18 protein-coding genes are annotated in these 25,720 nt (G+C 71.8%); 9 read left to right on the forward strand and 9 right to left on the reverse strand.

Going from position 1 to position 25,720, the window contains the following annotated elements; genetic code table 11:
* Positions 1 to 99: 99 nt before the first annotated feature.
* Positions 100 to 4,014, forward strand: coding sequence for an ABC transporter ATP-binding protein (locus tag SLV14N_RS26090; RefSeq protein WP_263271303.1), 3,915 nt, complete (start codon positions 100 to 102; stop codon positions 4,012 to 4,014).
* A 310-nt stretch (positions 4,015 to 4,324) separates the two neighbouring features.
* Positions 4,325 to 5,746 (forward strand): S28 family serine protease, encoded by a 1,422-nt coding sequence (locus SLV14N_RS26095; protein WP_208684087.1) that lies wholly within the window; start codon positions 4,325 to 4,327, stop codon positions 5,744 to 5,746.
* A gap of 138 nt (positions 5,747 to 5,884) precedes the next feature.
* Here the strand turns inward: SLV14N_RS26095 and SLV14N_RS26100 are convergent, their stop codons facing one another.
* The 3 genes from SLV14N_RS26100 to SLV14N_RS26110 all read right to left on the reverse strand — a co-directional run bounded on the left by SLV14N_RS26100 (position 5,885) and on the right by SLV14N_RS26110 (position 10,006).
* Positions 5,885 to 7,726, reverse strand: a complete 1,842-nt coding sequence (locus SLV14N_RS26100; RefSeq protein ID WP_263271305.1) for a glycoside hydrolase family 3 protein — start codon at positions 7,724 to 7,726, stop codon at positions 5,885 to 5,887.
* A 322-nt stretch (positions 7,727 to 8,048) separates the two neighbouring features.
* Complete coding sequence (locus tag SLV14N_RS26105; RefSeq protein WP_263273270.1) at positions 8,049 to 8,912, reverse strand: sugar phosphate isomerase/epimerase; 864 nt, start codon at positions 8,910 to 8,912, stop codon at positions 8,049 to 8,051.
* Between the two features lie 110 nt (positions 8,913 to 9,022).
* Positions 9,023 to 10,006: a bifunctional helix-turn-helix transcriptional regulator/GNAT family N-acetyltransferase gene (locus SLV14N_RS26110; RefSeq protein ID WP_263271307.1), complete on the reverse strand. Its 984-nt coding sequence runs from the start codon at positions 10,004 to 10,006 to the stop codon at positions 9,023 to 9,025.
* A 165-nt stretch (positions 10,007 to 10,171) separates the two neighbouring features.
* Here SLV14N_RS26110 and SLV14N_RS26115 point away from each other — a divergent pair, with 165 nt between their 5' ends.
* The 5 genes from SLV14N_RS26115 to SLV14N_RS26135 all read left to right on the forward strand — a co-directional run bounded on the left by SLV14N_RS26115 (position 10,172) and on the right by SLV14N_RS26135 (position 17,319).
* Positions 10,172 to 11,323 (forward strand): Gfo/Idh/MocA family protein, encoded by a 1,152-nt coding sequence (locus tag SLV14N_RS26115; RefSeq protein WP_263271309.1) that lies wholly within the window; start codon positions 10,172 to 10,174, stop codon positions 11,321 to 11,323.
* The gene (locus SLV14N_RS26120) at positions 11,320 to 12,465 is read left to right on the forward strand and encodes a dihydrodipicolinate synthase family protein (RefSeq protein ID WP_263271311.1); all 1,146 of its coding nucleotides are present in this window, start codon (positions 11,320 to 11,322) and stop codon (positions 12,463 to 12,465) included. Before SLV14N_RS26115 ends, SLV14N_RS26120 begins: the two co-directional genes overlap by 4 nt.
* Complete coding sequence (locus tag SLV14N_RS26125; RefSeq protein ID WP_208684097.1) at positions 12,462 to 13,322, forward strand: sugar phosphate isomerase/epimerase; 861 nt, start codon at positions 12,462 to 12,464, stop codon at positions 13,320 to 13,322. Before SLV14N_RS26120 ends, SLV14N_RS26125 begins: the two co-directional genes overlap by 4 nt.
* Positions 13,323 to 13,639: 317 nt before the next feature.
* Positions 13,640 to 15,853 carry an ATP-dependent RecD-like DNA helicase gene (locus SLV14N_RS26130; protein ID WP_263271312.1) on the forward strand — a complete coding sequence of 738 codons (2,214 nt, stop codon included), beginning with the start codon at positions 13,640 to 13,642 and terminating at the stop codon, positions 15,851 to 15,853.
* Between the two features lie 176 nt (positions 15,854 to 16,029).
* Complete coding sequence (locus SLV14N_RS26135; protein WP_208684101.1) at positions 16,030 to 17,319, forward strand: citrate synthase; 1,290 nt, start codon at positions 16,030 to 16,032, stop codon at positions 17,317 to 17,319.
* A gap of 548 nt (positions 17,320 to 17,867) precedes the next feature.
* Here SLV14N_RS26135 and SLV14N_RS26140 read toward each other — a convergent pair.
* Positions 17,868 to 18,155 carry a heavy-metal-associated domain-containing protein gene (locus SLV14N_RS26140; protein WP_208684103.1) on the reverse strand — a complete coding sequence of 96 codons (288 nt, stop codon included), beginning with the start codon at positions 18,153 to 18,155 and terminating at the stop codon, positions 17,868 to 17,870.
* A gap of 227 nt (positions 18,156 to 18,382) precedes the next feature.
* Here SLV14N_RS26140 and SLV14N_RS26145 point away from each other — a divergent pair, with 227 nt between their 5' ends.
* Positions 18,383 to 19,033, forward strand: a complete 651-nt coding sequence (locus SLV14N_RS26145) for a DedA family protein (RefSeq protein WP_263271314.1) — start codon at positions 18,383 to 18,385, stop codon at positions 19,031 to 19,033.
* A 40-nt stretch (positions 19,034 to 19,073) separates the two neighbouring features.
* Here SLV14N_RS26145 and SLV14N_RS26150 read toward each other — a convergent pair whose 3' ends face one another.
* Complete coding sequence (locus tag SLV14N_RS26150) at positions 19,074 to 20,105, reverse strand: Gfo/Idh/MocA family oxidoreductase (protein WP_263271316.1); 1,032 nt, start codon at positions 20,103 to 20,105, stop codon at positions 19,074 to 19,076.
* A gap of 219 nt (positions 20,106 to 20,324) precedes the next feature.
* Here SLV14N_RS26150 and SLV14N_RS26155 point away from each other — a divergent pair, with 219 nt between their 5' ends.
* Positions 20,325 to 21,470: a LacI family DNA-binding transcriptional regulator gene (locus tag SLV14N_RS26155; protein ID WP_263271318.1), complete on the forward strand. Its 1,146-nt coding sequence runs from the start codon at positions 20,325 to 20,327 to the stop codon at positions 21,468 to 21,470.
* 87 nt (positions 21,471 to 21,557) lie between these two features.
* Here SLV14N_RS26155 and SLV14N_RS26160 read toward each other — a convergent pair whose 3' ends face one another.
* From SLV14N_RS26160 to SLV14N_RS26175, 4 genes are all read right to left on the reverse strand, one after another.
* Entirely contained in the window at positions 21,558 to 21,752 is a 195-nt protein-coding gene (locus tag SLV14N_RS26160) for an AlpA family transcriptional regulator (RefSeq protein ID WP_018093041.1), read from the reverse strand.
* A gap of 367 nt (positions 21,753 to 22,119) precedes the next feature.
* The gene (locus SLV14N_RS26165) at positions 22,120 to 22,488 is read right to left on the reverse strand and encodes a peptidoglycan-binding protein (RefSeq protein WP_263271321.1); all 369 of its coding nucleotides are present in this window, start codon (positions 22,486 to 22,488) and stop codon (positions 22,120 to 22,122) included.
* 97 nt (positions 22,489 to 22,585) lie between these two features.
* Positions 22,586 to 24,007 (reverse strand): sugar porter family MFS transporter, encoded by a 1,422-nt coding sequence (locus SLV14N_RS26170; protein ID WP_263271322.1) that lies wholly within the window; start codon positions 24,005 to 24,007, stop codon positions 22,586 to 22,588.
* A 334-nt stretch (positions 24,008 to 24,341) separates the two neighbouring features.
* Positions 24,342 to 25,361, reverse strand: coding sequence for a Gfo/Idh/MocA family protein (locus SLV14N_RS26175; RefSeq protein WP_263271323.1), 1,020 nt, complete (start codon positions 25,359 to 25,361; stop codon positions 24,342 to 24,344).
* Positions 25,362 to 25,720 lie beyond the last annotated feature (359 nt).

Below are 25,720 nucleotides of genomic sequence, written 5' to 3' on the forward strand. Positions count from 1 at the left end.
CCGGGGCCGTTCCGCCGCGCCGGGCGGGATGCGTACAGAAGTTTGTCACGGCGGGATGAAATCCGCCCCGTGTGGTGTTGGTGCCCTCGACAAGTGTCGATGGGCGGGAGGCATCGGGTGGCGGGGACGGACACGGAACGAGCGGGCTGGGCGCGGCGGCTGACCCGCGACTGCTGGCAGTACCGGAAGGATGTGCTGCTGGCCCTCGGCTCCTCGCTCGCCGGGATGGCGGTGCTGGCCCTGGTCCCGCTCGTACCGAAGCTGATCATCGATGAGGTCATCGTCCGGCACGAGCGCGCCCTCGGCCCCTGGGCCGCTCTCTTGGTCGCGGCCGCGGTCGTGGTCTACGTCCTCACCTACATCCGCCGCTTCTACGGCGGCCGGCTCGCCCTGGACGTCCAGCACGATCTGCGGACCCGGATGTTCGGCGCGATCGCCCGGCTCGACGGCCGGCGGCAGGACGAGCTGAGCACCGGCCAGGTCGTCGGCCGTGCCACCAGCGACCTCCAGCTGATCCAGAGCCTGCTGTTCATGCTCCCGATGATGATCGGGAACGTCCTGCTGTTCGTGATCTCGCTGGTGGTGATGGCGGTGCTGTCGCCGCTGCTCACCGTCGTCGCGCTGGCCGCCGCCCCCGCCCTGTGGTTCATCGCCCAGCGCAGCCGCGCCCGCCTCTTCCCCGCCACCTGGTACGCCCAGGGACAGGCGGCCGCCGTGGCCGGTGTCGTGGACGGCGCGGTCTCCGGGGTGCGGGTCGTCAAGGGCTTCGGGCAGGAGGAGCAGGAGACCGGCAAGCTGCGCGAGGTCAGCCGCCGGCTGTTCGCCGGGCGGCTGCGCACGGTCCGGCTCAACGCCCGCTACACCCCCGCGCTGCAGGCCGTACCCGCGCTCGGCCAGGTCGCGATGCTGGCCCTCGGCGGCTGGATGGCCACCCAGGGGCAGGTCACCCTCGGTACCTTCGTCGCCTTCTCCACCTATCTGGCGCAGCTGGTCGGACCGGTCCGGATGCTGGCGATGATGCTGACCGTCGGCCAGCAGGCACGGGCCGGTGTGGAGCGGGTCTACGAGCTGATCGACACCGAGCCCTCGATCGCCGAGCGGCCGGACGCACACGAGCTGCCCGCCGACGCCCCGGCCACCGTCGAATTCGACCGGGTGACGTTCGGGTACGCACCGCTGCGCGGGGGCGCGGACGAGGACGCCGGGCCCGCCCAGGACTCCCCGCCCGCCGCCCGCCCCGTCCTGGAGGACTTCTCGCTGCGCATCGAGGCCGGTGAGACCGTCGCCGTGGTCGGCACGTCCGGCAGCGGCAAGTCCACGGTCTCGCTGCTGCTGCCGCGCTTCTACGACGTCTCCGCGGGCCGGGTCCTGGTGGGCGGCCACGATGTGCGCGAGCTGACCCTGGAGTCGCTGCGGGCCGCCATCGGCCTGGTCCCCGAGAGCAGCTTCCTGTTCTCCGACTCCGTGCGCGACAACATCGCCTACGGCCATCCGGACGCCACCGACGCGCAGGTGCGCGCCGCGGCCCGCGCCGCCCAGGCCGAGGGCTTCATCTCCGAGCTTCCCGAGGGCTATGACACCAAGGTCGGCGAGCAGGGGCTGACCCTGTCCGGCGGCCAGCGCCAGCGCGTCGCCCTGGCCCGCGCCATCCTCACCGACCCCCGGCTGCTGGTGCTGGACGATGCGACCTCGGCGGTCGACGCCCGGGTCGAGCACGAGATCCACGAGGCGCTGCGCGGCGTCATGGCGGGCCGGACGACCCTGCTCATCGCCCACCGGGCCTCCACCCTGGCGCTCGCCGACCGGGTCGCCGTCCTCGACGGCGGGCGGCTGGTCGACCTCGGCACCCAGGAGGAGCTCGAAGAGCGCTGTCCGCTCTACCGCAGGCTGCTGACCGATCCGGAGGAGCTGGGCGGCGTCGAGCGGGACCCGGCCGGTGCGCTGGCCGGCGCCTTCGACGGCGAGTTCGCCGCCGGCGGACTGCTGGAACGGGACCCGGCGGTGGATACCGACCGGCCCGACGGGGCGCGGGACGGCGCGGCGGGCCGGACCGGGGCGGACGGCACGATCACCCCCGAACTGTGGGTCCGCCGGGAGCAGGAGGCCGAGGCGGGCGGAGCCGGGATGGCGGCCCGCGCGGCCGTCGCGGCCGGGCCCGGTATCGGCGCCGCGATGGCAGGACTGCCCGCGACACCCGAACTCCTCGCCCAGGTCGCCGCGCTGCCGCCCGCGACCGACACCCCGGACGTCGACGAGGACCAAGCCGTGCGCCCCGAGCGCTCCTACGGCCTGCGCCGGCTGCTGCACGGCTTCGGCGGGCCGCTGGCCTTCGCGCTGGCGCTGGTCGCGGTGGACGCCCTCGCCGGGCTGATGCTGCCGGTCCTGATCCGGCAGGGCATCGACGAGGGCGTCCGCCGCGGTGCGCTGATCGGTGTCTGGACGGCCGCCGCCATCGCCCTGGTCGTGGTCCTGGCCCAGTGGGTCGCGCAGATCGGCGGCAACCGCATGACCGGACGCATCGGTGAGCGGGTCCTCTACTCCCTCCGCCTCAAGATCTTCGCGCAGCTCCAGCGCCTCGGGCTCGACTACTACGAGCGGGAACTGACCGGCAAGATCATGACCAGGATGACGACGGACGTGGACGCCCTGTCCACGTTCCTGCAGACCGGCCTGGTCACCGCCCTCGTCTCGATGCTGACCTTCTTCGGCATACTCGTCGCGCTGCTGGCCATCGACCTCCAGCTGGCCCTGGTCGTCTTCGCCACCCTCCCGCCGCTGATCATCGGCACGTACTTCTTCCGCAAGCAGAGCGTGAAGGCCTACGAGCTGGCCCGCGAGCGGATCAGCGTCGTCAACGGCGACCTCCAGGAGAGCGTGTCCGGACTGCGGATCGTCCAGGCGTTCCGGCGCGAGCGGCAGGGCGCGGAGCGGTTCGCCGCCCGCAGCGACGCCTACCGCCGGGCCCGGGTCCGCGGCCAGTTCCTGATATCCGTCTACTTCCCCTTCGTCCAGCTGCTGTCGTCCGTGGCGGCGGCGCTGGTGCTGATCGTCGGTGCCGGGCGGGTCGGCTCCGAGACCCTCACCGCCGGTGCGCTGGTCGCCTACCTGCTCTACATCGATCTGTTCTTCGCCCCCGTCCAGCAGCTCTCCCAGGTCTTCGACGGCTACCAGCAGGCGTCCGTCTCCCTCGGCCGGATCCAGGAGCTGCTGCGCGAGCCGACTACCACCCCGGCCGTCGAGCGGCCCCGCGAGGTGCCCGCGCTGCGGGGCGACATCACCTTCGACGATGTGCACTTCCACTACGGCGAGGACGAGGACCCGGCGCTGGCCGGTATCGCGCTGAGCATCCCGGCCGGCCAGACCGTGGCCTTCGTCGGCGAGACCGGCGCCGGTAAGTCCACCCTGGTCAAGCTGGTCGCGCGGTACTACGACCCGTCCTCGGGCGCCGTCCGGGTCGACGGCGCCGATCTGCGCGAGCTGGACCTGACCGGCTACCGCCGGCGCCTCGGTGTGGTCCCCCAGGAGTCCTACCTCTTCACCGGCACGGTCCGCGACGCCATCGCCTACGGCCGGCCGGACGCCACCGACGCCGAGGTGGAGGCCGCCGCCCGGGCCGTCGGCGCCCACGCGATGATCGCCACCCTCGACGGCGGCTACCTCCACGAGGTCGCCGAGCGCGGCCGCAACCTCTCGGCCGGCCAGCGCCAGCTGCTGGCCCTGGCCCGTGCCGAACTCGTCGATCCGGACGTGCTGTTGCTCGACGAGGCCACCGCGTCCCTGGACCTGGCCACCGAAGCGGTCGTCAACCAGGCCACCGACCGGCTCGTCGGGCGCCGTACGACCCTCGTCGTCGCCCACCGGCTGACCACCGCGGCCCGCGCCGACCGGGTGGTGGTGCTCGACCGCGGCCGGATCGTCGAGGACGGCAGCCATGCCCAGCTCCTCGCCCGCGACGGCCGCTATGCGGAGCTGTGGCGCACCTTCACGGGCGAGGAGGAGGAACTCGCGGCCTGAGGGTGAGGGCTGAGGCCCGAGGCGTGAGGTCTCAGGCCCGAGCCCCGGGCCCGGTCCGCGACCGGTCCGGGGCTGTTCCAGATCGTTCCGCGCCAGTTCCGCGCCAGTTCCGGGGCAGTTCCATGGCAGTTCCATGGCAGTTCCGGGGCCGGTCCGGACCGTTCCGGGACCGACTCCCGGCCGTTCCGCGACCGGTCCGCGCCCGCCCGGCGCCGGGGAGGCCGATCCTCCGAACGGCGCCAAGGGCTGGTGGCACCCCCGTCGCGCCGATAGGTTCAGCCCGACCTTTGCTATCCCAAGGGGAGGGTGCATGCGCAAGGCCACCAGATGGCTGCTGTCGCTCGCGGTGCTCATAGGCACGGCGGGAGCCGGCAGCGTGCCGGCCGGGGCGGCTACCGCCGCAGGGCCGGAGACCGAGGACATCAAGGACCGGATCCTCGCGATCCCGGGAATGAGCCTCGTCGAGGAAAAGCCGGTCGACGGCTACCGCTACTTCGTTTTGAACTACAGCCAGCCGGTTGACCACCGGCACCCCTCGAAGGGGACCTTCCAGCAGCGACTGACCCTGCTGCACAAGTCGGTGGACCGGCCGACGGTGTTCTTCACCTCCGGGTACAACGTGAGCACCACACCGTCCCGCAGCGAGCCCACCAAGATCATCGACGGCAATCAAGTCTCGATGGAATACCGGTACTTCACCCCGTCGCGGCCCACGCCCACCGACTGGAAGAAGCTGGACATCCGGCAGGCCGCCAACGACCAGCACCGCATCTTCCGGGCGCTGCACCGGATCTACGGCAAGAACTGGATCGACACCGGCGGCAGCAAGGGCGGTATGACCGCCACGTACTACCGCCGCTTCTTCCCGGACGACATGAACGGCACCGTCGCCTATGTCGCGCCCAACGACGTACGCAACGACGCGGACGCGGCGTACGACCGGTTCTTCCGGACCGTCGGGACCAAGGAGTGCCGCACCGCCCTCACCGCCATCGAGCGCGAGGCCCTGCTGCGCCGCGGGGAGATGGTCAAGCGCTTCCAGGACTGGGCCGACAAGGAGAAGCAGACCTTCACCAAGGTCGGTAACGCCGACCGGGCCTATGAAGTCATGGTCACGGACCTGGTGTTCGGCTTCTGGCAGTACCAGCCGGCCGAGACGGCCTGCGCCGAGGTCCCCGAGCCGACCGTCTCCACCGACGAGCTGTGGAAGTGGATGGACAAGGTCGGCGGCTTCGACAGCTACACCGACCAGGGCATGGAGCCCTACACGCCGTACTACTACCAGGCGGGCACCCAGCTCGGTGAGCCCGGCTACCGCTACCCGCAGCTGGCCGGCCTGCTGAAGTACCCCGGCATCAACAACTCCCGGTCGTTCGTGCCGAAGGACATCCCGATGCGCTTCGACAAGCGCGCGATGCCCGACATCGACCGCTGGGTGCGGCACCGTGCGCACCGGATGATGTTCGTCAACGGCCAGTACGACCCGTGGAGTTCGGAGCACTTCGAGGTCGGCAAGAACGGCGCACGGGACTCCTACGTCTTCACCGTGCCCGGCGGCAACCACGGCTCGAACATCGCGAAGCTGAAGGAGGCCGACCGCACCAGGGCCACCGCCGAGCTTCTCGACTGGGCCGGGGTCCAGGCCCCGGAAGGCAAGCCCGCCCCGCTGGCCCCGGACGACAAGAAGCTGGACAAGCAGGAGTTCCGGCGGATGCCGCTGCTGCGGCCCTGAGTCCGCGGGGCGCCGTGGGCCGCAGCGCCCCGCGCCCGCAGTGAGGTGACAGCACGCAACCGGCGCGCTCCCCGAGACCGGGGGAGCGCGCCGGGTCCGTGACCGGGGGAGCGCGCCGGGTCCGTCTCCGGCCCCGGCTCAGTACGTCAGCCCGTGGCCGATCTGGTAGAGCGCCCGGGTCGGGGCGTCGGCACGCATTATCGGCACGGGCAGTCTGCCCGCCGGATCCCGCTGTCCGGCGATCACCCGGGCCGCCGCCCGCAGCTCCACATCCGTCCACGAGTAGCTCGCCAGGGCCGCCCGGACACCGCCCAACTGGGCGATGTCATAAGGGTTGCGGACCGCCAGCTGCACCACCGGCTTACCCGTGGCGAGCAGCGCGTCGACCAGCTTCCGCTGGCCCGAGGCCGCGGTCACGTTGTAGGTGGCCACCACCACCGCGTCCCGCTCGCCGAGCGCCGCCACCGCCTCGTCGATCCGCTGCTGGGTCGGCGTCAGGCCCGTGGACAGGGCGGTGGCCGTGAAGCCCAGTTCGGTGAGGGCGCGCGCCAGCACCGTGGTGGGCGGACCGCCGGTCCCGGACGGCGCGGCCGCGTCGACACCCGCCACCAGCACCCTGCGCTCCCGGCGCCGGGACAGCGGCAGGATGCCGGTGTCGTTGCGCAGCAGTGTGGTGGTGCGGTCCGCGACCCGGTCGGCGGCGGTGAGGTGACCGCGGGTGCCGACCGTCCGGTCCACGGCCCGGTGGGTGGTGTACGGGTCCTTGAAGAGTCCGCGCCGCTCCTTGAGCAGCAGGATGCGCATCAGCTTCGTGTCGAGGTCCCGCTCGGCCAGCTCGCCCTCCTTGAGCGCGGTCAGGACGGCACCGTGCGCGACGGAGAGGTCCGGAGGGTTCAGCAGCTGGTCGACACCGGCCTTCAGGGCGAGCACCGGCACCCGGGCGTCGCCGTACTTCACCCGGACGCCCTCCATCCCGAGGGAGTCCGTCACCACCACCCCGTCGTAGCCGAGGCGTTCGCGCAGGATGCCGGTGAGGATGGGGCGGGAGAGGGTGGCCGGGTCCTCGCTAGGGTCGAAGGCGGGCACGACGATATGCGCCGTCATGATCGAATCGATCCCGGCGGCGATCGCGGCCCGGAAGGGCGGCGCATCCAGCCGCTCCCACTCCTCGGCGCTGTGGTGGATGTACGGCAGCCCGACATGGCTGTCGGTGTCGGTGTCGCCATGACCGGGGAAGTGCTTGGCGCAGGAGGCGATCCCGGCGCCCTGATAGCCCTTCACCTCGGCGGTGACCATACGGGCCACGGCCTGCGGGTCCGCGCCGAAGGAGCGCACGCCGATGACCGGGTTGGCGGGGTTGACATTGACATCGGCGTCCGGCGCGTAGTCCTGCCGGATGCCCATCGCGAACAGTTCCTCGCCGGCGATCCGGGCCGCCGTACGGGCGTCGTCGCGGGAGCCGCCCGCGCCGAGCGCCATCGCCCCCGGGAAGAGCGTGGCGGGCGCGCCGACGCGGGCCACTATGCCGTGTTCCTGGTCCGTGGAGATCAGCACCGGGACGGGGACGCGCTGGGCGGCGGCGGCCTTCTGGATGCCGTTGGAGAGGTCGGCGATCTGGTGCGGCTCACGGGTGTTGTGCGCCCAGCCGAAGTAGATGATGCCGCCGACGTGGTACTTGGCGATCAGCTCGGCGGCGTTGGCGACCCCGATCTCCTTCTGGTTCGCGGCGGCATCGGCCGGGTCGGGGTCGGTGGCGGAGTGCCCGTAGACCCGCATGACGAAGAGCTGGCCGACCTTTTCCTCCGGAGTCATACGGGAGATGAGGCGGCGCAGCCGGGCCCGGGTGGCGGCGGAGGGGGCGGGGGCGGCGGGCTGGTGTCCGACGGCGGGCGCCGTGCCGTGCGCCAGGCCGGCACCCGCGCCCGTGGCAGCGGCGGCCGCGGCGGCCGCGGTGGTCAGGACGGTACGTCTGGAGTGCATCTGCGCTCCTTCCGGAGGGCTTCCTCGGCTCATTGAAGGAAACTTCCAAGGAGACACGGATAGCCGGAAAACTATTGTCGGTCAATGACTCGATCCGTGGTGGCGCCCAGCTATTGCGCGGCGGCCGGGGATGTGTGATGGAGCGTCGGACGCCGCCTCGGACGCCGCCCTCCGGGGCCGGGCCGACGGCCGTGTCCGGAGTGGAGTCGCGCCGACGGCTATGTCCGGGGCCGGGCCGATGGCCGTGTCCGGGGCCGGGCCGACTGCCACGCCAGGGGGCGGGCCGACGGCTATATCCCTGGTCGGCCCGACGGCAGCCCGCTCAGGAGGCGTCCGGCCCGTCGAGGAGCCGCTGGAGGTGGATGCGGCCCGGGGCCAGCAGGTCGGGGAGCCCGGCCGCCTCCGGGTACCAGCGCTTCTCGTACTCCCAGCACAGCCAGCCGCCCGCGCCCTGGTCGTAGGTGCCCTCGGGGGCGGGCACGGGGCCGTGGGCACCTGCGGGTTCCCGGCCCAGGGTCTCCAGGACGGCCGCCAGCGGGACCGCGCCGGCACCGAGCGGGAGCGGTGTGCGGTCCTCGGCCGAGGCGACGTCCTTGACCTGGACATAGCCCAGATGCGGGGCGAGCGCGGCGTGGGTGTCGGCCGGCTCCTCACCGCCGAGCCAGCTGTGCAGCACATCCCACAGCGCCCCGATCTGACGGTGCCCCACGGGGCCCAGCACACGGGCGGCATCCGCGCCCGTACGGTGCGAGTCATGGGTCTCCAGCAGCACCCGGACGCCCCGTTCGGCCGCGAGCGGCGCCACCGCGGCGAGCCGCCGGGCGGCATCCGCGTCCGCCTCGGCCGCCGGGCGCTCCCCGCCGCCGGGGAAGACCCGCACATACGGCGCACCCAGATCGGTGGCGAGCCACACCAGCTCGCTCAGCTCCTGCGCCAGCTCCTCCTCGCCCGCCGCATCCCGGGCCGCGGCGACCTGCGCGTATCCGGCCACGGCCAGGATCTCGACCCCGGCGTCCGCGAACTGCTTGCGCACCGCGGCCCGTTCCCGCATCCCGATCAGCGGATGCACCGGCTCCTCCGGATGGGCCCGCAGCTCCACGCCCTGGTACCCGGACCCGGTTGCCAGCCGCAGGACGTCGGCCACCGGCATCCCGGGCACACCGAGGGTGGAGAACGCGAAGCGCATCGCGGGGGTGGTGCCGTGCGTGTTGCCCGTGCTGACCATGCCTGGGCTCCTCCTCGTCGGTCACGTCATCGTCGTCCGTCCCCTCCACCCTGCCCGCAATGCGCGCGCCATCACAGCACCAGCCGCCAGTCCTGGCCGACCAGGTCCTGCCCGAAGCTGTGGTGCGCCGACTCGGTGACCAGCTCGAACCCGACCCGCTGATAGATGCTGCGGGCCGCGCCCAGGACGGAGTTGGTCCACAGCACCATCTCGCCGTACCCGGCCTCCCGTGCGAACTCCACACAGGAATCGACGAGTTGACGGCCCACCCCGTGGCCGCGCGCGTCCGGCTCCACCAGCAGCAGCCGCAGCCGGGCGACCTTGGGCCTGCCGTCCCGGACACACATGACCGCGCCCGCTCTGCGCCCGTCCAGCTCCGCTATCCAGGTGCGGTCCCACCGCGGGTCGAAGGCCTCGGCGTACTCCGCGACGATCCGGGCCACCAGCGCCTCATAGCTCAGATCGAAGCCGTACTCGGCGGAGTAGAGCGCGGCGTTGCGCTCCACCATCCAGCCCAGGTCCCCGGGGCGGGCCGTGCGCAGCGTCATCTTGGGCCCCCGGTCCTCGGGCGGCTGCTCCGCGCCCTCGCCGAGCAGGGCACGGATGGTCCGCATCGAGTCCACCAGCCGGGCCCGGTCCCCGGCCGGGAGCCGCTCCAGCAGCGATCCGGCGGCGTCCTGCGAGCGCTCCTCCAGCAGGCCGGCCGCCTCCCGGCCGCCCTCGGTCAGCGTGATGCGCTGCCGGCGGGGATCCCGCTCGGACCTGCCGCGGGTGATCAGCTCGCGGTCCTCGAACTTGCCGAGCAGCCTGCTCAGATAGCCGGCGTCCAGCGACAGCGAGGCCCGCAGATCGGCGGCGTCCACCCGCTCGTGGTGGGCGACCTCGTAGAGCACCCGGGCCTCGGTGAGCGTGAACGGGGTGTAGAGATGCCGCCCGTAGTCGAGGGCGCCGATCAGGTTCGTATAGAAGCGGTTGAATCTGCGCAGCTCACGGACGTCGGGCGTGGCGTCGCACGCCGCGCCGGAAGTCGTGTCGGATGTCGTCCCGGTTGTCATCGTCGACCCCTCACCCTTGACTGAGTCAAGAATAAGCGACCGGGGCCGCTCCGCGCAGCGGAATTTCCGCGCCCTGTCGGCGCCCGCCCGCGCGGGCTAGCGTCCTCACGAGAGAACGCCCCCGCATGACGATCCTCATCTGCCGCGAGCGAGAGAGGCCGGGCCGTGACACACACGACCGTACGTATCGCCATGAACGGCGTGACCGGGCGCATGGGACACCGCCAGCACCTGGTCCGCTCCGTCCTCGCCCTGCGCGACCAGGGCGGCCTCGCACTCGCCGACGGGACACGGATCCGGCCGGAGCCCGTCCTCGTCGGCCGCTCCGCGCACAAACTGCGGGCGCTGGCCGAACGCCACGGCGTGGAGCACTGGAGCTGCGACCTCGACGCCGTACTGGGCGACGGCACCATCGGCATCTACTTCGACGCACAGATCACCGCCGCCCGCGAGGAAGCGGTGCGCAAGGCCATCGCCGCCGGAAAGCACCTATACGTCGAGAAGCCCACCGCGAGCAGTCTCGACGGCGCCCTGGAGCTGGCCCGGCTGGCCCAGGAGGCGGGCGTCAAGAACGGCGTCGTCCAGGACAAGCTCTTCCTGCCCGGCCTCCGCAAGCTCCGCCGCCTCGTCGAGAGCGGCTTCTTCGGCCGCATCCTGTCCGTACGGGGCGAGTTCGGCTACTGGGTCTTCGAAGGTGACCTCCAGCAGGCGCAGCGCCCCTCCTGGAACTACCGCGCTGAGGACGGCGGCGGCATCGCGGCCGACATGTTCCCGCACTGGGAGTACGTCCTGCACGAACTGTTCGGGCCGGTCAGAAGCGTCCAGGCACATCTCACCACCCACGTCCCGCGCCGCTGGGACGAGTCGGGCACCCCGTATGACGCCACCGCCGATGACGCCGCCTACGGCATCTTCGAACTGGCCGGCGGCATCGTCGCGCAGATCAACTCCTCCTGGGCGGTCCGGGTGCACCGCGACGAACTCGTGGAGTTCCAGGTGGACGGCACCGAGGGATCGGCCGTCGCCGGGCTGCGCCACTGCCGCATCCAGCACCGCGCCGGCACCCCCCGGCCCGTCTGGAACCCCGATGTCCCGGCGTCCGAGCCGTTCCGCGCGCAGTGGCAGGAGGTCCCCGACCACGCCGCCTTCGACAACGGGTTCAAGGCGCAGTGGGAGCTGTTCCTGCGGCATGTCGTACGCGACGAGCCCTGGCGCTGGGACCTGGCGGCGGGCGCCCGCGGCGTCCAGCTCGCCGAACTGGCGCGCCGGTCCTCGGCGGAGGGCCGCCGCCTGGACGTGCCGGAGCTGAGCCGGTGAACGCGTCGGCGCACGCGTCCCCGTCCGCGCCGGACCCCGTATCCCGGTCCGCTCCCGCGCCGCCCCCCTTGCGCTCCCGCACGGTCTTCGCCGCCGCCCATGTGGTCGCCGATCCGCACGCCGACACCACTCCGGACGGCCCGGCCGCCGTCGACTGGGACGCCACCCTCGCCTTCCGGCACCATCTGTGGTCGCACGGCCTGGGCGTGGCCGAGGCGATGGACACCGCGCAGCGCGGTGCGGGCCTGGACTGGGGCGCCGCCGCAGAGCTGATCCGGCGCTCCGCCGCCGAGGCACGGGCGGTCGGCGGCCTGCTCGCCTGCGGCGCCGGAACGGACCAACTCCCCGCCCACGGCGCCTCCTTGGCCGGCGTCCGGCACGCGTACGAGGAGCAGCTCGCCGCCGTCGAGGCGGCCGGTGCCCGCCCCGTCCTGATGGCGTCCCGTCAGCTCGCCGCGGCCGCCACCGGCCCGGACGACTACCGGGAGCTCTACGGCCACCTGCTGCGCCAGACCACCCGGCCGGTGATCCTGCACTGGCTCGGCGAGATGTTCGACCCGGCACTGGCGGGCTACTGGGGCAGCACGGAACCCGACACCGCCACCGAGACGCTCCTCGCCCTCGTCGCCGACCACCCCGCCAAGGTGGACGGCATCAAAATCTCCCTCCTGGACCCCGGCCGGGAGGTACGGCTGCGCCGCCAACTGCCGCCGGCCGTGCGCTGCTACACCGGCGACGACTTCCACTACCCGGAGCTGATCGCCGGCGACGGGCACGGCTTCAGCGATGCCCTGCTGGGCGTCTTCGACCCGCTCGCCCCCCTGGCCGCGGCCGCCGTACGCCGCCTCGACACCGGGGACACCGCGGGCTTCCGGGCCGTCCTGGACCCGACCGTCGCGCTCGCCCGGCACCTCTTCGCGGCACCCACCCGCCACTACAAGACCGGTGTGGTCCTGCTCGCCTGGCTGGCGGGCCACCAGTCGCACTTCACCATGGTCGGCGGCCTCCAGTCGGCCCGTTCGCTGCCGCATCTGCGGCGCGCCCACGAACTGGCCGACGCGCTCGGCCTGTTCCCGGACCCGGAACGCGCCGCACGCCGGATGCGCACCCTGCTCACGGTGTACGGGGCGGACGACGCATGAGCCACGCCACCCCCTCGCTCCTCGACCGTCTCAGCCTCAACCAGGAGACCGTCCGCCAGTGGTCGCTGCCCGAACTGGCCGACGGCTGCGCACGCGCGGGCGTACGGGGCGTGGGCCTGTGGCGCGCGCCCGTGCGGCAGTACGGGGTGGCCGCGGCCGCCCGGCTGATCCGGGACGCCGGGCTGCGGGTCACCAGCCTGTGCCGGGGCGGGTTCTTCACCGCCCTGGACCCGGGCGCGCGGGCCGCGGCCCTGGACGACAACCGGGCGGCCCTCGACGAGGCGGCCGCCCTCGGGACCGACACCCTGGTGCTGGTCTCCGGCGGACTGCCGCACGGCAGCCGGGATCTGCCCGGCGCCCGGGAGCGTGTCGCGGACGCGCTGGGCGAGTTGGCGCCGTACGCCGCTGAGCGGGGCGTACGGCTGGCGCTGGAACCGCTGCACCCGATGTACGCGGCGGACCGGTGCGTGGTCTCGACGCTCGCGCAGGCCCTCGACCTCGCCGAGCGGTTCCCCGCCGACCGGGTCGGGGTGGTCGTGGACACCTACCACCTGTGGTGGGACGACACGGTCGGCGTCCAGATCGGGCGCGCGGGCGGCACCGGCGGCGCGGCCGGTTCACGGCTCGCCGCCTTCCAGCTCGCCGACTGGGTCACCCCGCTGCCCGAAGGCGTCCTGCTGGGGCGTGGGCAGCTCGGGGACGGTTCGGTGGATCTGCGGTGGTTCCGGGAGCGGGTCGAGACGGCCGGCTACCGGGGCCCGGTCGAGGTGGAGATCTTCAACCCGGCGCTGTGGGCACGGGACGGCGCCGAGGTACTCGCCGAGATCGTGCGGCGCGTCCGTACGCACGTCGGATGACCGCCGGACGGCCGCCGGACGACCTCCGGCCGACAGGGGGACCGCACCTCGGCGGCCGGGAAATAACTCCGCGGAGGTGTGCAACCGTTGACCGCCCACAAAGGTCATAGCTGACGTTGGTCCCGAAAGGGGAGGGATCCGGGGGGATCCGGGACCGGCACGGAGGGGGAATCGAGGGGCCCGACCATCGGACGGGCCCCTCGATGGGAACGCGGCGTCCCGGACCCGGCGCGATGTCCCGGCCCGGCGCGGCCTCCCTGACCCGGCGCGACGGCGGATCCCCGCGCGGTGTCAGACCCCGGCGGTACGGTCGGTGCATGGTCAACGCAGCCGTCGTCGAAGGGGTCCTGGAGCGGATCACCTACGCCAACGAGGAGAACGGCTATACGGTCGCGCGGGTCGACACGGGCCGCGGCTCGGGCGATCTGCTGACCGTCGTCGGCGCGCTGCTCGGGGCGCAGCCGGGGGAGTCGCTGCGCATGGAGGGCCGCTGGGGCTCCCACCCGCAGTACGGCAAGCAGTTCACGGTCGAGAACTACACCACCGTCCTGCCCGCCACGATCCAGGGCATCCGCCGCTATCTGGGCTCCGGACTCATCAAGGGCATCGGGCCGCGGATCGCGGACCGCATCGTCGAGCACTTCGGCACGGACACCCTCGACATCATCGAGCGCGAGCCCGCCCGCCTCGTCGAGGTACCGGGCCTGGGCCCCAAGCGGACGAAGCTGATCGGCGCGGCCTGGGAGGAGCAGAAGGCCATCAAGGAGGTCATGGTCTTCCTCCAGGGCGTCGGGGTGTCCACCTCCATCGCGGTGCGGATCTACAAGAAGTACGGTGACGCCGCCATCTCCGTCACCCGCAACGAGCCCTACCGCCTGGCCGCCGACGTCTGGGGCATCGGCTTCCTGACGGCCGACCGCATCGCACAGTCCGTGGGCATTCCGCACGACAGCCCGGACCGGGTCAAGGCGGGCGTGCAGTACGCCCTGTCGCAGTCCACCGACCAGGGCCACTGCTTCCTTCCCGAGGAGCAACTGATCGCCGACGCGGTGAAGTTGCTCCAGGTCGACACCGGACTGGTCATCGACTGCCTGGGCGAGCTGGCCGCCGACCCGGAGGGCGTGGTCCGCGAGCAGGTACCGGGCGGCGCGGACGGTGCGCCGCCGGTCACCGCCGTCTATCTGGTGCCGTTCCACCGCGCCGAGATCTCCCTGGCCGGCCGGCTGACCCGGCTGCTGCGGACGGACGAGGACCGGATGCCGGCGTTCCGGGACGTCGACTGGGACAAGGCGCTGGCATGGCTGGCGCGGCGGACGGGCGCCGAGCTGGCCCCCGAGCAGCAGCAGGCGGTGCGGCTGGCGCTGACGCAGAAGGTCGCGGTGCTCACCGGCGGGCCGGGCTGCGGCAAGTCCTTCACGGTCCGGTCCGTCGTCGAGCTGGCGCGTGCCAAGAAGGCCACGGTGGTGCTGGCGGCGCCCACGGGCCGGGCGGCCAAACGGCTCTCGGAGCTGACCGGGGCGGAGGCCTCCACGGTCCACCGCCTCCTGGAGCTCAAGCCGGGCGGGGACGCCGCCTATGACGCGGACCGGCCGCTGGACGCCGATCTGGTGGTCGTCGACGAGGCGTCGATGCTGGATCTGCTGCTCGCCAACAAGCTGGTCAAGGCGGTGCCGCCGGGCGCCCATCTGCTGCTGGTCGGGGACGTCGACCAGCTGCCGTCGGTGGGCGCGGGCGAGGTGCTGCGCGATCTGCTCGACGGGTCCGGCCCGGTGCCGGCGGTACGGCTGACCAGGATCTTCCGCCAGGCCCAGCAATCCGGGGTGGTCACCAACGCCCACCGCATCAACTCCGGCGTGCCGCCCCTGACGTCCGGAATGACGGACTTCTTCCTGTTCGCCGAGGAGGACGCCGAAGAGGCCGGGCGGCTGACGGTGGATGTCGTGGCCCGCCGCATCCCGGCGAAGTTCGGCCTCGACCCGCGCCGGGACGTCCAGGTGCTCACCCCGATGCACCGCGGTCCGGCCGGGGCGGGCGCCCTGAACGGCCTGCTCCAGCAGGCCGTCACCCCGGCCCGTCCCGATCTGCCCGAGCGCCGCTTCGGCGGCCGGGTCTTCCGTGTCGGCGACAAGGTCACCCAGATCAGGAACAATTACGAAAAGGGCAACAACGGCGTCTTCAACGGCACGGTCGGCGTGGTCACCGCACTGGACTGTGACGAGCAGCGGCTGACCGTGCGCACGGATGAGGACGAGGAGGTTCCCTACGACTTCGACGAACTCGATGAACTCGCCCACGCCTATGCCGTGACGATCCATCGTTCGCAGGGTAGTGAGTATCCAGCGGTGGTGATTCCGGTCACCACCAGTGCCTGGATGATGCTGCAGCGCAATCTGCTGTATACCGCCGTGACCCGGGCAAAGCGCTTGGTGGTGCTGGTCGGCTCCCGGAAAGCCCTGGGACAAGCCGTCCGCACGGTATCCGCCGGTCGGCGGTGTACGGCACTGGATCACCGGCTCGCCGGGGCGATGTGATGTCACCCCTCTTTCCTATTCAGGGCGAAGAGGGGCAGGATGGGCACTCGGACGGCACTGAGTGCCGCAGACAGGCCCTATGGCCGACCCCGAGTGCACATCCAAGGCCCAAATGGGGGAAGGTATAGGCAGTCAGGGCACCTCGAAGAAGAGGCACAACGTCGGTGAGGGATGACGTGAGCGACAACTCTGTAGTACTGCGTTACGGGGACGGCGAATACAGCTACCCGGTCGTCGAGAGCACCGTCGGCGACGAGGGCTTCGATATCTCGAAGCTGCGCGCCCAGACCGGTCTGGTGACCCTGGATTCCGGTTACGGCAACACCGCGGCGTATAAATCCGCGATCACCTATCTCGACGGTGAGAACGGGATTCTTCGTTACCGCGGGTACCCGATCGAGCAGCTTGCAGAGCGCAGCACGTTCGTCGAGACCGCGTACCTCCTCATCAACGGCGAGCTGCCCACCGTCGATGAGCTGGCGAACTTCAAGCAGGACATCACCTACCACACCCTGCTGCACGAGGACGTCAAGCGCTTCTACGACGGCTTCCCCCGGGACGCCCACCCGATGGCGATGCTGTCCTCGGTCGTCAGCGCGCTGTCGACGTTCTACCAGGACAGCCACAACCCGTTCGACGAGCAGCAGCGCCATATCTCCACGATCCGGCTGCTGGCCAAGCTCCCGACGATCGCGGCCTACGCGTTCAAGAAGTCGGTCGGCCACCCGGTCGTCTACCCGAGCAACGACCTCGGGTACGTCGAGAACTTCCTGCGGATGACCTTCTCGGTGCCGGCCGCGGACTACGACCTCGACCCGGTCGTGGTCAGCGCCCTCGACAAGCTGCTGATCCTGCACGCGGACCACGAGCAGAACTGCTCCACCTCCACGGTCCGCCTGGTCGGCTCCTCGCAGGCGAACCTCTTCGCCTCGATCTCGGCCGGTATCAATGCCCTGTGGGGCCCCCTGCACGGCGGCGCCAACCAGTCCGTGCTGGAGATGCTGGAGGGCATCCAGCGCGACGGCGGCGACGTCGACTCCTTCATCCGCAAGGTGAAGAACAAGGAAGACGGCGTGAAGCTCATGGGCTTCGGGCACCGCGTCTACAAGAACTTCGACCCCCGGGCGAAGATCATCAAGGCGGCGGCGCACGATGTCCTCTCCGCGCTCGGCAAGTCCGACGAGCTGCTGGATATCGCCCTGAAGCTGGAGGAGCACGCGCTCTCCGACGACTACTTCACCGAGCGCAAGCTCTACCCGAACGTCGACTTCTACACCGGCCTGATCTACCGGGCCATGGGCTTCCCGACCGAGATGTTCACCGTGCTCTTCGCGCTCGGCCGGCTGCCCGGCTGGATCGCCCAGTGGCACGAGATGATCAAGGAGCCCGGCTCCCGCATCGGCCGTCCGCGGCAGATCTACACCGGTGTCGTCGAGCGCGACTTCGTGCCGGTCGAGGAGCGCTGACGGCCGCCCCGCCAGGGTGCCCTCACGGTCATTAGCAGAAAGCGCCCCGCCTCCGGATCCCCCCACGGGTCCAGAGCGCGGGGCGCTTCCCTTGTCCCGGTTGGATTCCCCCCACGGGATCCGTCCGGGCGTTCCGGGTTGCACCGCGATCTGCCGGGACGCGCACGTTCGGGAGGGCCGCTCAAAGCTCCCCGGGCACGTCGCCCCGGCCACGCGTAGCCGGGCACGATCCCCCAAGATCAGCACGGCTGTTGCAGTGCAAGCCCCGCCGGGGTGCCTGCACTGCCCGGTTAGACTCACGACCCCCCTCAATGGTTACGTTCCGATGAGTGTGATCTGGGTCTCTTGCCATATGGGGGCGAATGCGGTCAAGGGCCTCGATCTGAAGATCGGGGCCCTCCGGTATGGGTGTTGTGTTAGTTGTAAGGGCTGTGTGAAATTTCGCAGCCGCGACTGTTGGTGATCGCGAAGGCCGACGAGAAGGCCCTCGCGGCGCCGGCCCCCTCGGTGAGGGTGCGGCCCCGGCGTGAGGGGACCGGACGCCGGGATCAGGCCGCCTGCCCCACGAGCTCGTAGCCGGCCTCGTCGATGGCCGCGCGGACGGCTTCCTCGTCCAGCGGGGCCTGGGACGTGACGGTCACCAGGCCGGTGGCCGCCACCGCCTGCACCGCGCTGACCCCGGCGATCTCACCGATCTCGGCCGACACCGCACCCTCACAGTGGCCGCAGGTCATACCGGTGACCTTGTAGGTGGTGGTCACCGCGCCGACCTGGACGTCGGTGCCGCCGGAGTGGCAGGAGCCTTCCGGGGTGCAGCAGGAGCTGTTCTCAGCCATGGGGGACTCTCCTTGTGGTGCCGATGTGTTCCGTGTGGTGCAAGTGCCGGAGTGCCGCAGCGTGCCACGCGAGGCTCAGGCGACCGCCGGTGCCCCCGACCTTACGCACTGTATACCCCTGGGGGGTATCAATCCAAGCCATGGACACCCGCACCGCGTTGCCGTGCGCCCCACCACGCGTCAGCCTTGGGATAACGGGCTCGGGGCGGATCCGAGGAGGCGGCCGGATGGACGTACTCGCCTTCTACGGCCTGCTGGTGCTCACCACGCTGCCGCCACTGGTCCCCAACTCCGCCCTGCTCGTCTCCGCCGGTGTGCTCGCCTCCCGGGGAGAGCTGTTCCTCCCGCTGATCCTGCTGACCGTCGCCGGCAGCGCCCTGGTCGGAGACCTGCTGATGTACCTGGTCGCGCGGCGGTTCGGCGGACCCGTACGGGCCTGGATGCGGCGCAAACCCCGCCGCCGGGCACTACTGGAGTGGACCTCTGACCGGATCCAGCGCTACGGCCTGCCGTTCGTCATCGCCGTACGCTTCCTGCCCAGCGGGCGGATCGCCGGCGCACTGGCCTCCGGCGTGCTGCGCTACCCGCTGCGCAAATACGTCCTCGGCGCCGGCATCGCCGAAGCCACCTGGGCGACCTACTCCGTCGGCCTCGGCTACCTCGGCAGCGCCACCACCGGCCGCCCGCTCCACGCCGCCGCCATCGGCTTCGGCGTCTCCTGCGCGGTCGCCACGGTCGGCGCCGCGATCCAATGGGCCGCCCGCCGCCGCGCCCTGCGCGAACCCTCGGAGAACGGCAGCGAGGGCGAGAGCGGCGGCCCCCGCAAAGGAGGCGGCGAGGATCCCGGCGGCCGGGCCTCCTCCGTGGCGGCGACGTGACGGGGGGGCGGGCGGTGCCCGAGGCCCGCCCCGAGCGCCCTCACGCGCCCGGAACCGCGCCCCCGGCCGAGGCCCGGACCTCCGCGACGGCCACCGGCTGACCGGTGCGGCGCGAGCGCTCGCACGCCTCGGCCACATAGAGCGCCTCCAGCGCCTCCGCCGGTGAACAGGGGCTCGGCGTACGGCCCGCCGCGACCTCGGTGAAGACGCCCAGCTCGGTGACGTAGGCGTCGTGGAAGCGCTCCATGAACGTGGCGTACGGATCGGCCGCCCGCCGCCACGACAGCTTCGCCTCGGCGGACGGCAGCGGCGCCCGGTCGTCGAGCCCGACGAAGCGGGCGCCCTCGGAGCCGCACACCTCCAGCCGGACGTCATGGCCGGCGCCGTTGTAGCGGGTCGCCGTGACGGTGGCCAGGGTGTCGTCGTCGAAGCGCAGCAGCGCCGCGCAGGTGTCGACATCGTCGCCGTCCGCGAAGAAGGACGCCCCGCGATTGCTGCCCTGCGCATAGACCGAGACCACCTCACGGCCGGTCAGCCAGCGCAGGATGTCGAAGTCATGGATGCTGCAGTCCCGGAACAGCCCGCCGGAGGTGGGGATGTAGCCGGCGGGCGGCGGCGTCCGGTCGCTGGTGCAGGCGCGCAGCGTGTGCAGCCGGCCCAGGGCACCGGAGTGCAGTGCCTCGCGGGCGGTGCGGTAGCCCGCGTCGAAGCGGCGCTGGAAACCGATCTGTACGGGCACGGTGCCGGCCTGCACCCGCTCCACCACCCCGACCGTGCCGGGCACGTCCAGGGCGACCGGCTTCTCGCAGAACACCGGCACCCCGGCGTCCAGGGCCTGGTGGATCAGCGTGGCGTGGGCGCTGGTCGCGGCGGTGATCACCACACCGTCCAGGCCGTCCGCGTACATCTCCTCGATGCCCGGGGCGGCGTGTACACCAAGGGTGTCCGCCAGCGCGGCGGCCCGTGCGGGATCCAGATCCGCGACCACCAGGTCGGTGACGCCCGGGACGCTCCGGAGGGTGTTGGCGTGGAACGCACCGATGCGCCCGGTGCCGATCAGCCCGATCTTCATGCCTCGGTTCCTTTCCGGGGGAGGGGGAGGGGAGGGGCGCGGACAGGGGGTGGGACGGAGAGAGGGGAGGAGGGGGATGCGGGGCGCGGGGAATTGGAACGGTCCAACCCTCGCAGGTATCCGCACCCTGCATGTCCTGATGTCCGCATGTCAACCACCCCGCAGGAAGAGAAGGTTGCGCATTGACGCCCACCTGCGCCGATGGAAGGATTTCCGTTCATGGAACGGTCCAACAAGCGAGCCGACGGGCGGACGGACGGCCAGGCCGACGGACGGAACGGCACATGTACCGGCACACGGCCGGGCGCGGACCGGCCACCGACGATCCGCGGTGTCGCCGAGCGCGCGGGCGTCTCCAAATCACTGGTCTCGCTGGTGCTGCAGGGCTCCCCGCGGGTCAGCGACACCAAGCGGCAGGCCGTACTGGACGCCATCGAGGAGCTCGGCTACCGGCCGAACGCCGCCGCCCGCAGCCTGGTGGCCCGCCGTACGCACACCGTCGGGGTGCTGCTGAACGATATGCGCAACCCCTGGTTCGTCGAGGTGCTCGACGGCCTGAACTCGCTGCTGCAGGCGCACGGTCTGCGGATGCTGATGGCCGACGGGCGGCTGGACCGACGCGCCGGCCAGGACTTCGCCCGCACCTTCCAGGAGCTGCGGGTCGACGGACTCGTCGTCGTCGGCACCCTCCCGGACACCGACGGCCTCGCCGAGGTCGCCGAACGACTGCCGACCGTCATCGCGGGCAACCACGAACCCCGGCTGCCGCACACCGACCTCGTCGCCAACGACGACGAGCGCGGCGCCCGGCTCGCCACCGAACACCTCATCGGCCTCGGCCACCGGCGGATCGCCCACATCGCCGGAGAGGGTCTGGTCGGCGAGCTGCGCCGGCGCGGCTTCGAGGCCGCGATGCGCGCCCACGGCCTGGCCGCGAGCTCCGTAGTGGCGAGCGGTGACGGGACCGAGGAAGGCGGCTCCCGCGCCGCCGTCCGGCTGCTCACCCCGCCGGCCGTCACGCCACCCGTCACCTCGCGCCCCGGTGCCGGGCATCCGGCCGCCCAACGCCCCACCGCCGTCTTCGCGTTCAACGACATCTCCGGTGTCGGCGCGCTGTCCGCGGCCCAGGAGCTGGGCCTGCGCACGCCCGCCGACCTCTCCCTCGTCGGCTACGACAACACCTACCTCTCCCGCATCCGCCACCTCTGGCTGAACTCGGTGAACAACGCCAGCCACGAGGTCGGCCGACGCGCGGCACGCTGCCTCCTGGACCGTATGGAGCGCCCGGACGCCCCCGCCGGACAGCAACTCGTGGCCCCCGCACTGGAGATCAGAGGGTCGACGGCACCACCCCGGCCCGACTGACCGCGCCGGGGGACGTACCACTCGTGGCGCCCGGGAACACTTGGCGGGCGATGCCGCCCGAGCGCCCCGGGGCCGGTCCGGTGGCTCTCAGCGCCGGCCGCGTTGGCCCGGTCGCTGCGCCACCCACCTTCTGACCGTATCGGCGAACCAGTACGGTTTTCCGCCCTCCACCAGATCCGGTTCGGGCAGCAACCCGTGCTTCCGGTAGGAGCGCACGGTGTCCGGCTGTACCTGGATGTGCGCGGCGATCTCCTTGTACGACCAGAGCTTGCGGTCGGTCATCTCTGCCACCTCCTGAGCGCCGTACGCAGGGTCGGCCCGGAGAGCCGGCAGGGGGCTGCGTACGGCCAGGTGATCACTCACCCTGTGCCTGGACAACGACACCGAGTAACCATCGGGGAGGGGCTGTTGAACGGCTGTGACGTAAGGCGCGCGTAACGGTGACAGCTGTGACGCGGGGCGGACGGCTGTGACGGGGGCGGGACGACCCGGAAGGAGACGGGGCGATCGGAAGGGGGTGCGGGATGATCCGGAAGGGGGAGGGCGGCCTGCGCGGCCACGGCGCAGCGGGCACACAGACGTGTGGCGGGCCGGTCCCCGGCTGGGGAACCGGCCCGCCACAGGAGTGCCGTGGACGGCCGGACGCGGATCAGGCGTGGTACAGCGCGTACCAGGTCTTCTTGCCGACCTTGCCGTCAGCGGTCAGATGGTGCCGGGACTGGAACTTCTTCACCGCGGCCCGGGTCTTGGGGCCGAAGTACCCCGTCACATCTCCCCAGGGGAGATAGCGGCGGTTCGCCAGCAGGCACTGCACCTGCCGGACGCGGTCGCCGCGCTGACCGTAGACGGTGAGGGCGTTGCCGTTGTAGTACACGCAGGCGGCCCGTGTGTCGGCCCGCCCGGCGGCCGGACTGTCGGCGGACGCCGGACCGGTGAGCAGACCCGCGGTCAGCAGACCCGCGGTCGCGGTCAGGACGGCCGTGCGCTTGACGGCATGGCTGAGTGCGTTGGTATTCACGAATTCCACCGTTTCCCCCGTTGGAGGTGATTCCACCCGTAGTGACGCCGGGGACGCGGTCCGTGGTTCCCGCGATCGGCAACCTGCCGACGCCCCGTCAGGCCGCGGCCGGTGCGGCCCCCGCCGCCTTCCGCAGCTCGTCCTCCAGATCCTCCAGCGCAAGCCCCTTCGTCTCCGGCGCGTACCGCTTGCAGAACACCAGGGACAGCACACACATCGCGCCGAAGAACCGGAAGGTGGTGCCGGCGCCGACCGCGTCGAGCAGCAGCGGAAAGACCAGCGCGACCCCGAAGTTGACCAGCCACATCACGAACACCGCGGCGCCCATGGCCAGTCCGCGGACCTTCAGCGGGAACATCTCGGCCAGCAGCAGCCACACCCCCGTATTGAGAGTGCCCTGCATGAAGGCCATGTAGAGGACCATCAGGCCCAGCACCAGGGCGCTGACGCCGGGGGAGTGCGGGAGGTGGAAGGAGGCGCCGAGCAGGGCGAGCGAGACGGTCATCCCGGCCAGGCCGGTGAGCAGCAGGGGCCGTCGGCCGACCCGGTCGATCAGGAACATCCCGAGCGCGGTGGCGAGCACCGAGATCACCCCGACCGCGATGGTGGCGGTGATCGAGGCACCGGTGCCCAGACCGGTCGACGCCAGGATCTTGGGCGCGAAGTACACCACGGCGTTCACACCGGTGATCTGCTGGACGGTCGCCAGACCGATACCGACCAGCAACAGCCGCCGTACCCAAGGCGTGCGCAGCTGCTGCCAGCCGCCTTGCCGGGCATCCGCCTCCAGGCTGCGGGCGTGATCGATCCGGGCCAGCTCGGCGGGGACCTCCTCGGCGGGCAGCGTACGGCGCAGCACCCGGGCCGCCTCGTCCTGCCGCCCCTTGCTGATGTACCAGCGCGGGGTGTCGGGCAGGAAGAACAGCCCGACGAACAGCGCCACGGCCGGCAGCGCCGCCAGGCCCAGCATCCAGCGCCAGGCCGCCCACTGCGCCAGGAAGGCATTGATGAGGTAGGCGAGCAACTGGCCGCTGACGATCATCAGCGAGTTGAAGGAGACCAGCCGGCCGCGGATGTGCGGGGGCGCGATCTCGGAGAGATAGAGCGGGGTGATGACCGAGGCGCTGCCGACGGCGAGGCCGAGGACGAAGCGCGACACGGTCATGAACGGGACATCGGGGGAGAGCGCGACGGCCAGCGCACCGCCGATGAACACGGCGCCCGCCCACAGCAGGGAGTTGCGCCGGCCCAGCGCATCGGACATCCGGCCGCCGATCAGCGAGCCGAAGGCCGCGCCGATCAGCAGCGCGCTGGTGATGATGCCCTCGCCCAGGGAGGTGAGGCCGAAGTGGCCCTCCATGAACGGGAGCGCGCCGGAGATCACTCCGGTGTCGTAGCCGAAGAGGGCGCCGCCGAGGGCGGCAATGGCAGCGATGCCGACGATGAAGCGTCTGGCGTGGCGGGCCCGCGCACCCTCGTGCGGGCCGGCGGACGCCATCTGGCCGGTCGGAGCCGCCATCAGCAGCTCCGGTCCGCCCGCGCCCGGCCGGTCAACCCGGCGTCCGGAGCGGGATGTTGGTGCGGGGGCAGATGGCCGTGCGGGCCGGCGTCGGGAGCGACGTACATGGTGCGGGGCCTTTCGGTGGACCAGGTGCGGTGCGCGGCCCGGGGGAGCGGGCGGCGCACCGCGGCGGTACGGCGTGCATCGGTGGAGGGGGGCGAGGGGGTGCGGGCTCGACGGGTGCCCGGGTGCTTGGGTGCCCGGTGCCCGGGTGCTTGGGCGGCGAGGGCCTCGGGGCACAGGGGGCAAGGGGGTGCGCCGCCTCAGCGGTACGGCTCGGCGACGGGCGGCCTCATCCGTACAGCGCGGGCCGCTCGATCAGTTCGACCGTCACCCGCTCGCCGGTCGTCTGGGCGCGCACACCCGCCTCGCACACCGCGGCCGCGGCATAGCCGTCCCAGCAGCTGGGGCCCTCTACCTCACCGCGCCGGGTGGCGTTCACCCAGCGCTGCACCTGCCGGTCGTAGGCCTCCTCGAAGCGCTCCACGAAACCGGGCGTGATCGCACCGCCCCAGCGGCCCGCGGTGTTGCTGAACACCCCGTGGTCGTCACCGATCCTGGCCGTGCCGCCCTCGCAGACCGCCTCACAGCTGACCTGGTACCCGAAGCCGCAGTTGACGAAGATTTCGGTGTCCACGACCTGGCCGCCCGCGGTCTCGAAGAGGATCAGCTGGGGGTCGCTGAGACCCTCCGGGGCGTTGCCGGTGGGGGCCGGGCGCAGCGCCCGCACCGCGGTGATCTCCTCCCCCAGCAGCCAGCGCGTCACATCGATCTCATGCACCACCGAGTCGTTGATCATCATCGCGTTGGTGAAGCCGGGCGTGCTGCCGGCGTTGCGGTGCTTGTTGTGCAGCATCAGCGGACGGCCGTAAGTGCCCTGGTCCAGAAGGGACTTGAGGGCGCGGTAGTCGGCGTCGTAGCGGCGCATGAAACCGACCTGGACCCGGCGGTGCCCCAAGGCCTGCTCGGCCTCCAGCACCCGCAGCGCGGAGGCGGCGTCCGGCGTCAGCGGCTTCTCGCACAGCACGGGCAGATCCCGTGCGAAGGCGTCCAGCAGCGTCGCCTCGTGCGCGGGCCCCGGTGAAGCGATCAGTACGGCGTCCACCCCGGGGTCGTCCATGGCGGCGGCCGGGTCGGTGTAGGGGGTGCACCCCTCGATGCCGTCGGCGAGGTGCTTGACCCGCGCCGCGTCGATGTCGACCACGGCCGCCACCCGGGCGCCACTGATCACCTCGTTGATCCGGCGTACGTGGTCGGCGCCCATCCGGCCGGTGCCGATGATCGCCACGCCCAGCGTTTCGTGCGAAGTCATGTCGTCCACAAGTCCTTACGTGCTACAGAGTGTGAGGGATACCCTGAGAACGGAACTGGTTACGCTCCGTAATCGTTGCCGGGGTAAGAGGAGGAGGCGTCGCGAGGCGGGCGCGTACGGGGTGTAGGTGTACGGGGCGGCCGCGAACGAGACGCAGGCGTACGGGGCGGCTGTGTAGAAGGTGCAGGTGTGCGGGGCGGCCGTGTACAAGGTGCAGGCGTACGAGGCGGCCGCGTGCGAGGCGCATGCGCGCCGGACGCAGGCTTGCCGGACGCAGGCTTGCCGGACGCAGGCTTGCCGGGCGCAGGCGTACCCCACGTAGGCGTACCCGACGTAGGCGTCCGAGGCATACGTATACG

Source organism: Streptomyces sp. Je 1-4 4N24, from assembly GCF_026239515.1.
Lineage (GTDB): Bacteria > Actinomycetota > Actinomycetes > Streptomycetales > Streptomycetaceae > Streptomyces > Streptomyces nigrescens.

Bases quoted from the DNA above. Each gene is read 5' to 3' on its own strand.
- SLV14N_RS26090 (WP_263271303.1), top strand. From the start codon at position 100: ATGGGCGGGAGGCATCGGGTGGCGGGGACGGACACGGAACGAGCGGGC.
- SLV14N_RS26095 (WP_208684087.1), top strand. From the start codon at position 4,325: ATGCGCAAGGCCACCAGATGGCTGCTGTCGCTCGCGGTGCTCATAGGC.
- SLV14N_RS26100 (WP_263271305.1), bottom strand. From the start codon at position 7,726: ATGCACTCCAGACGTACCGTCCTGACCACCGCGGCCGCCGCGGCCGCC.
- SLV14N_RS26105 (WP_263273270.1), bottom strand. From the start codon at position 8,912: ATGCGCTTCGCGTTCTCCACCCTCGGTGTGCCCGGGATGCCGGTGGCC.
- SLV14N_RS26110 (WP_263271307.1), bottom strand. From the start codon at position 10,006: ATGACAACCGGGACGACATCCGACACGACTTCCGGCGCGGCGTGCGAC.
- SLV14N_RS26125 (WP_208684097.1), top strand. From the start codon at position 12,462: ATGAGCCACGCCACCCCCTCGCTCCTCGACCGTCTCAGCCTCAACCAG.
- SLV14N_RS26130 (WP_263271312.1), top strand. From the start codon at position 13,640: ATGGTCAACGCAGCCGTCGTCGAAGGGGTCCTGGAGCGGATCACCTAC.
- SLV14N_RS26140 (WP_208684103.1), bottom strand. From the start codon at position 18,155: ATGGCTGAGAACAGCTCCTGCTGCACCCCGGAAGGCTCCTGCCACTCC.
- SLV14N_RS26145 (WP_263271314.1), top strand. From the start codon at position 18,383: ATGGACGTACTCGCCTTCTACGGCCTGCTGGTGCTCACCACGCTGCCG.
- SLV14N_RS26150 (WP_263271316.1), bottom strand. From the start codon at position 20,105: ATGAAGATCGGGCTGATCGGCACCGGGCGCATCGGTGCGTTCCACGCC.
- SLV14N_RS26155 (WP_263271318.1), top strand. From the start codon at position 20,325: ATGGAACGGTCCAACAAGCGAGCCGACGGGCGGACGGACGGCCAGGCC.
- SLV14N_RS26160 (WP_018093041.1), bottom strand. From the start codon at position 21,752: ATGACCGACCGCAAGCTCTGGTCGTACAAGGAGATCGCCGCGCACATC.
- SLV14N_RS26170 (WP_263271322.1), bottom strand. From the start codon at position 24,007: ATGGCGGCTCCGACCGGCCAGATGGCGTCCGCCGGCCCGCACGAGGGT.
- SLV14N_RS26175 (WP_263271323.1), bottom strand. From the start codon at position 25,361: ATGACTTCGCACGAAACGCTGGGCGTGGCGATCATCGGCACCGGCCGG.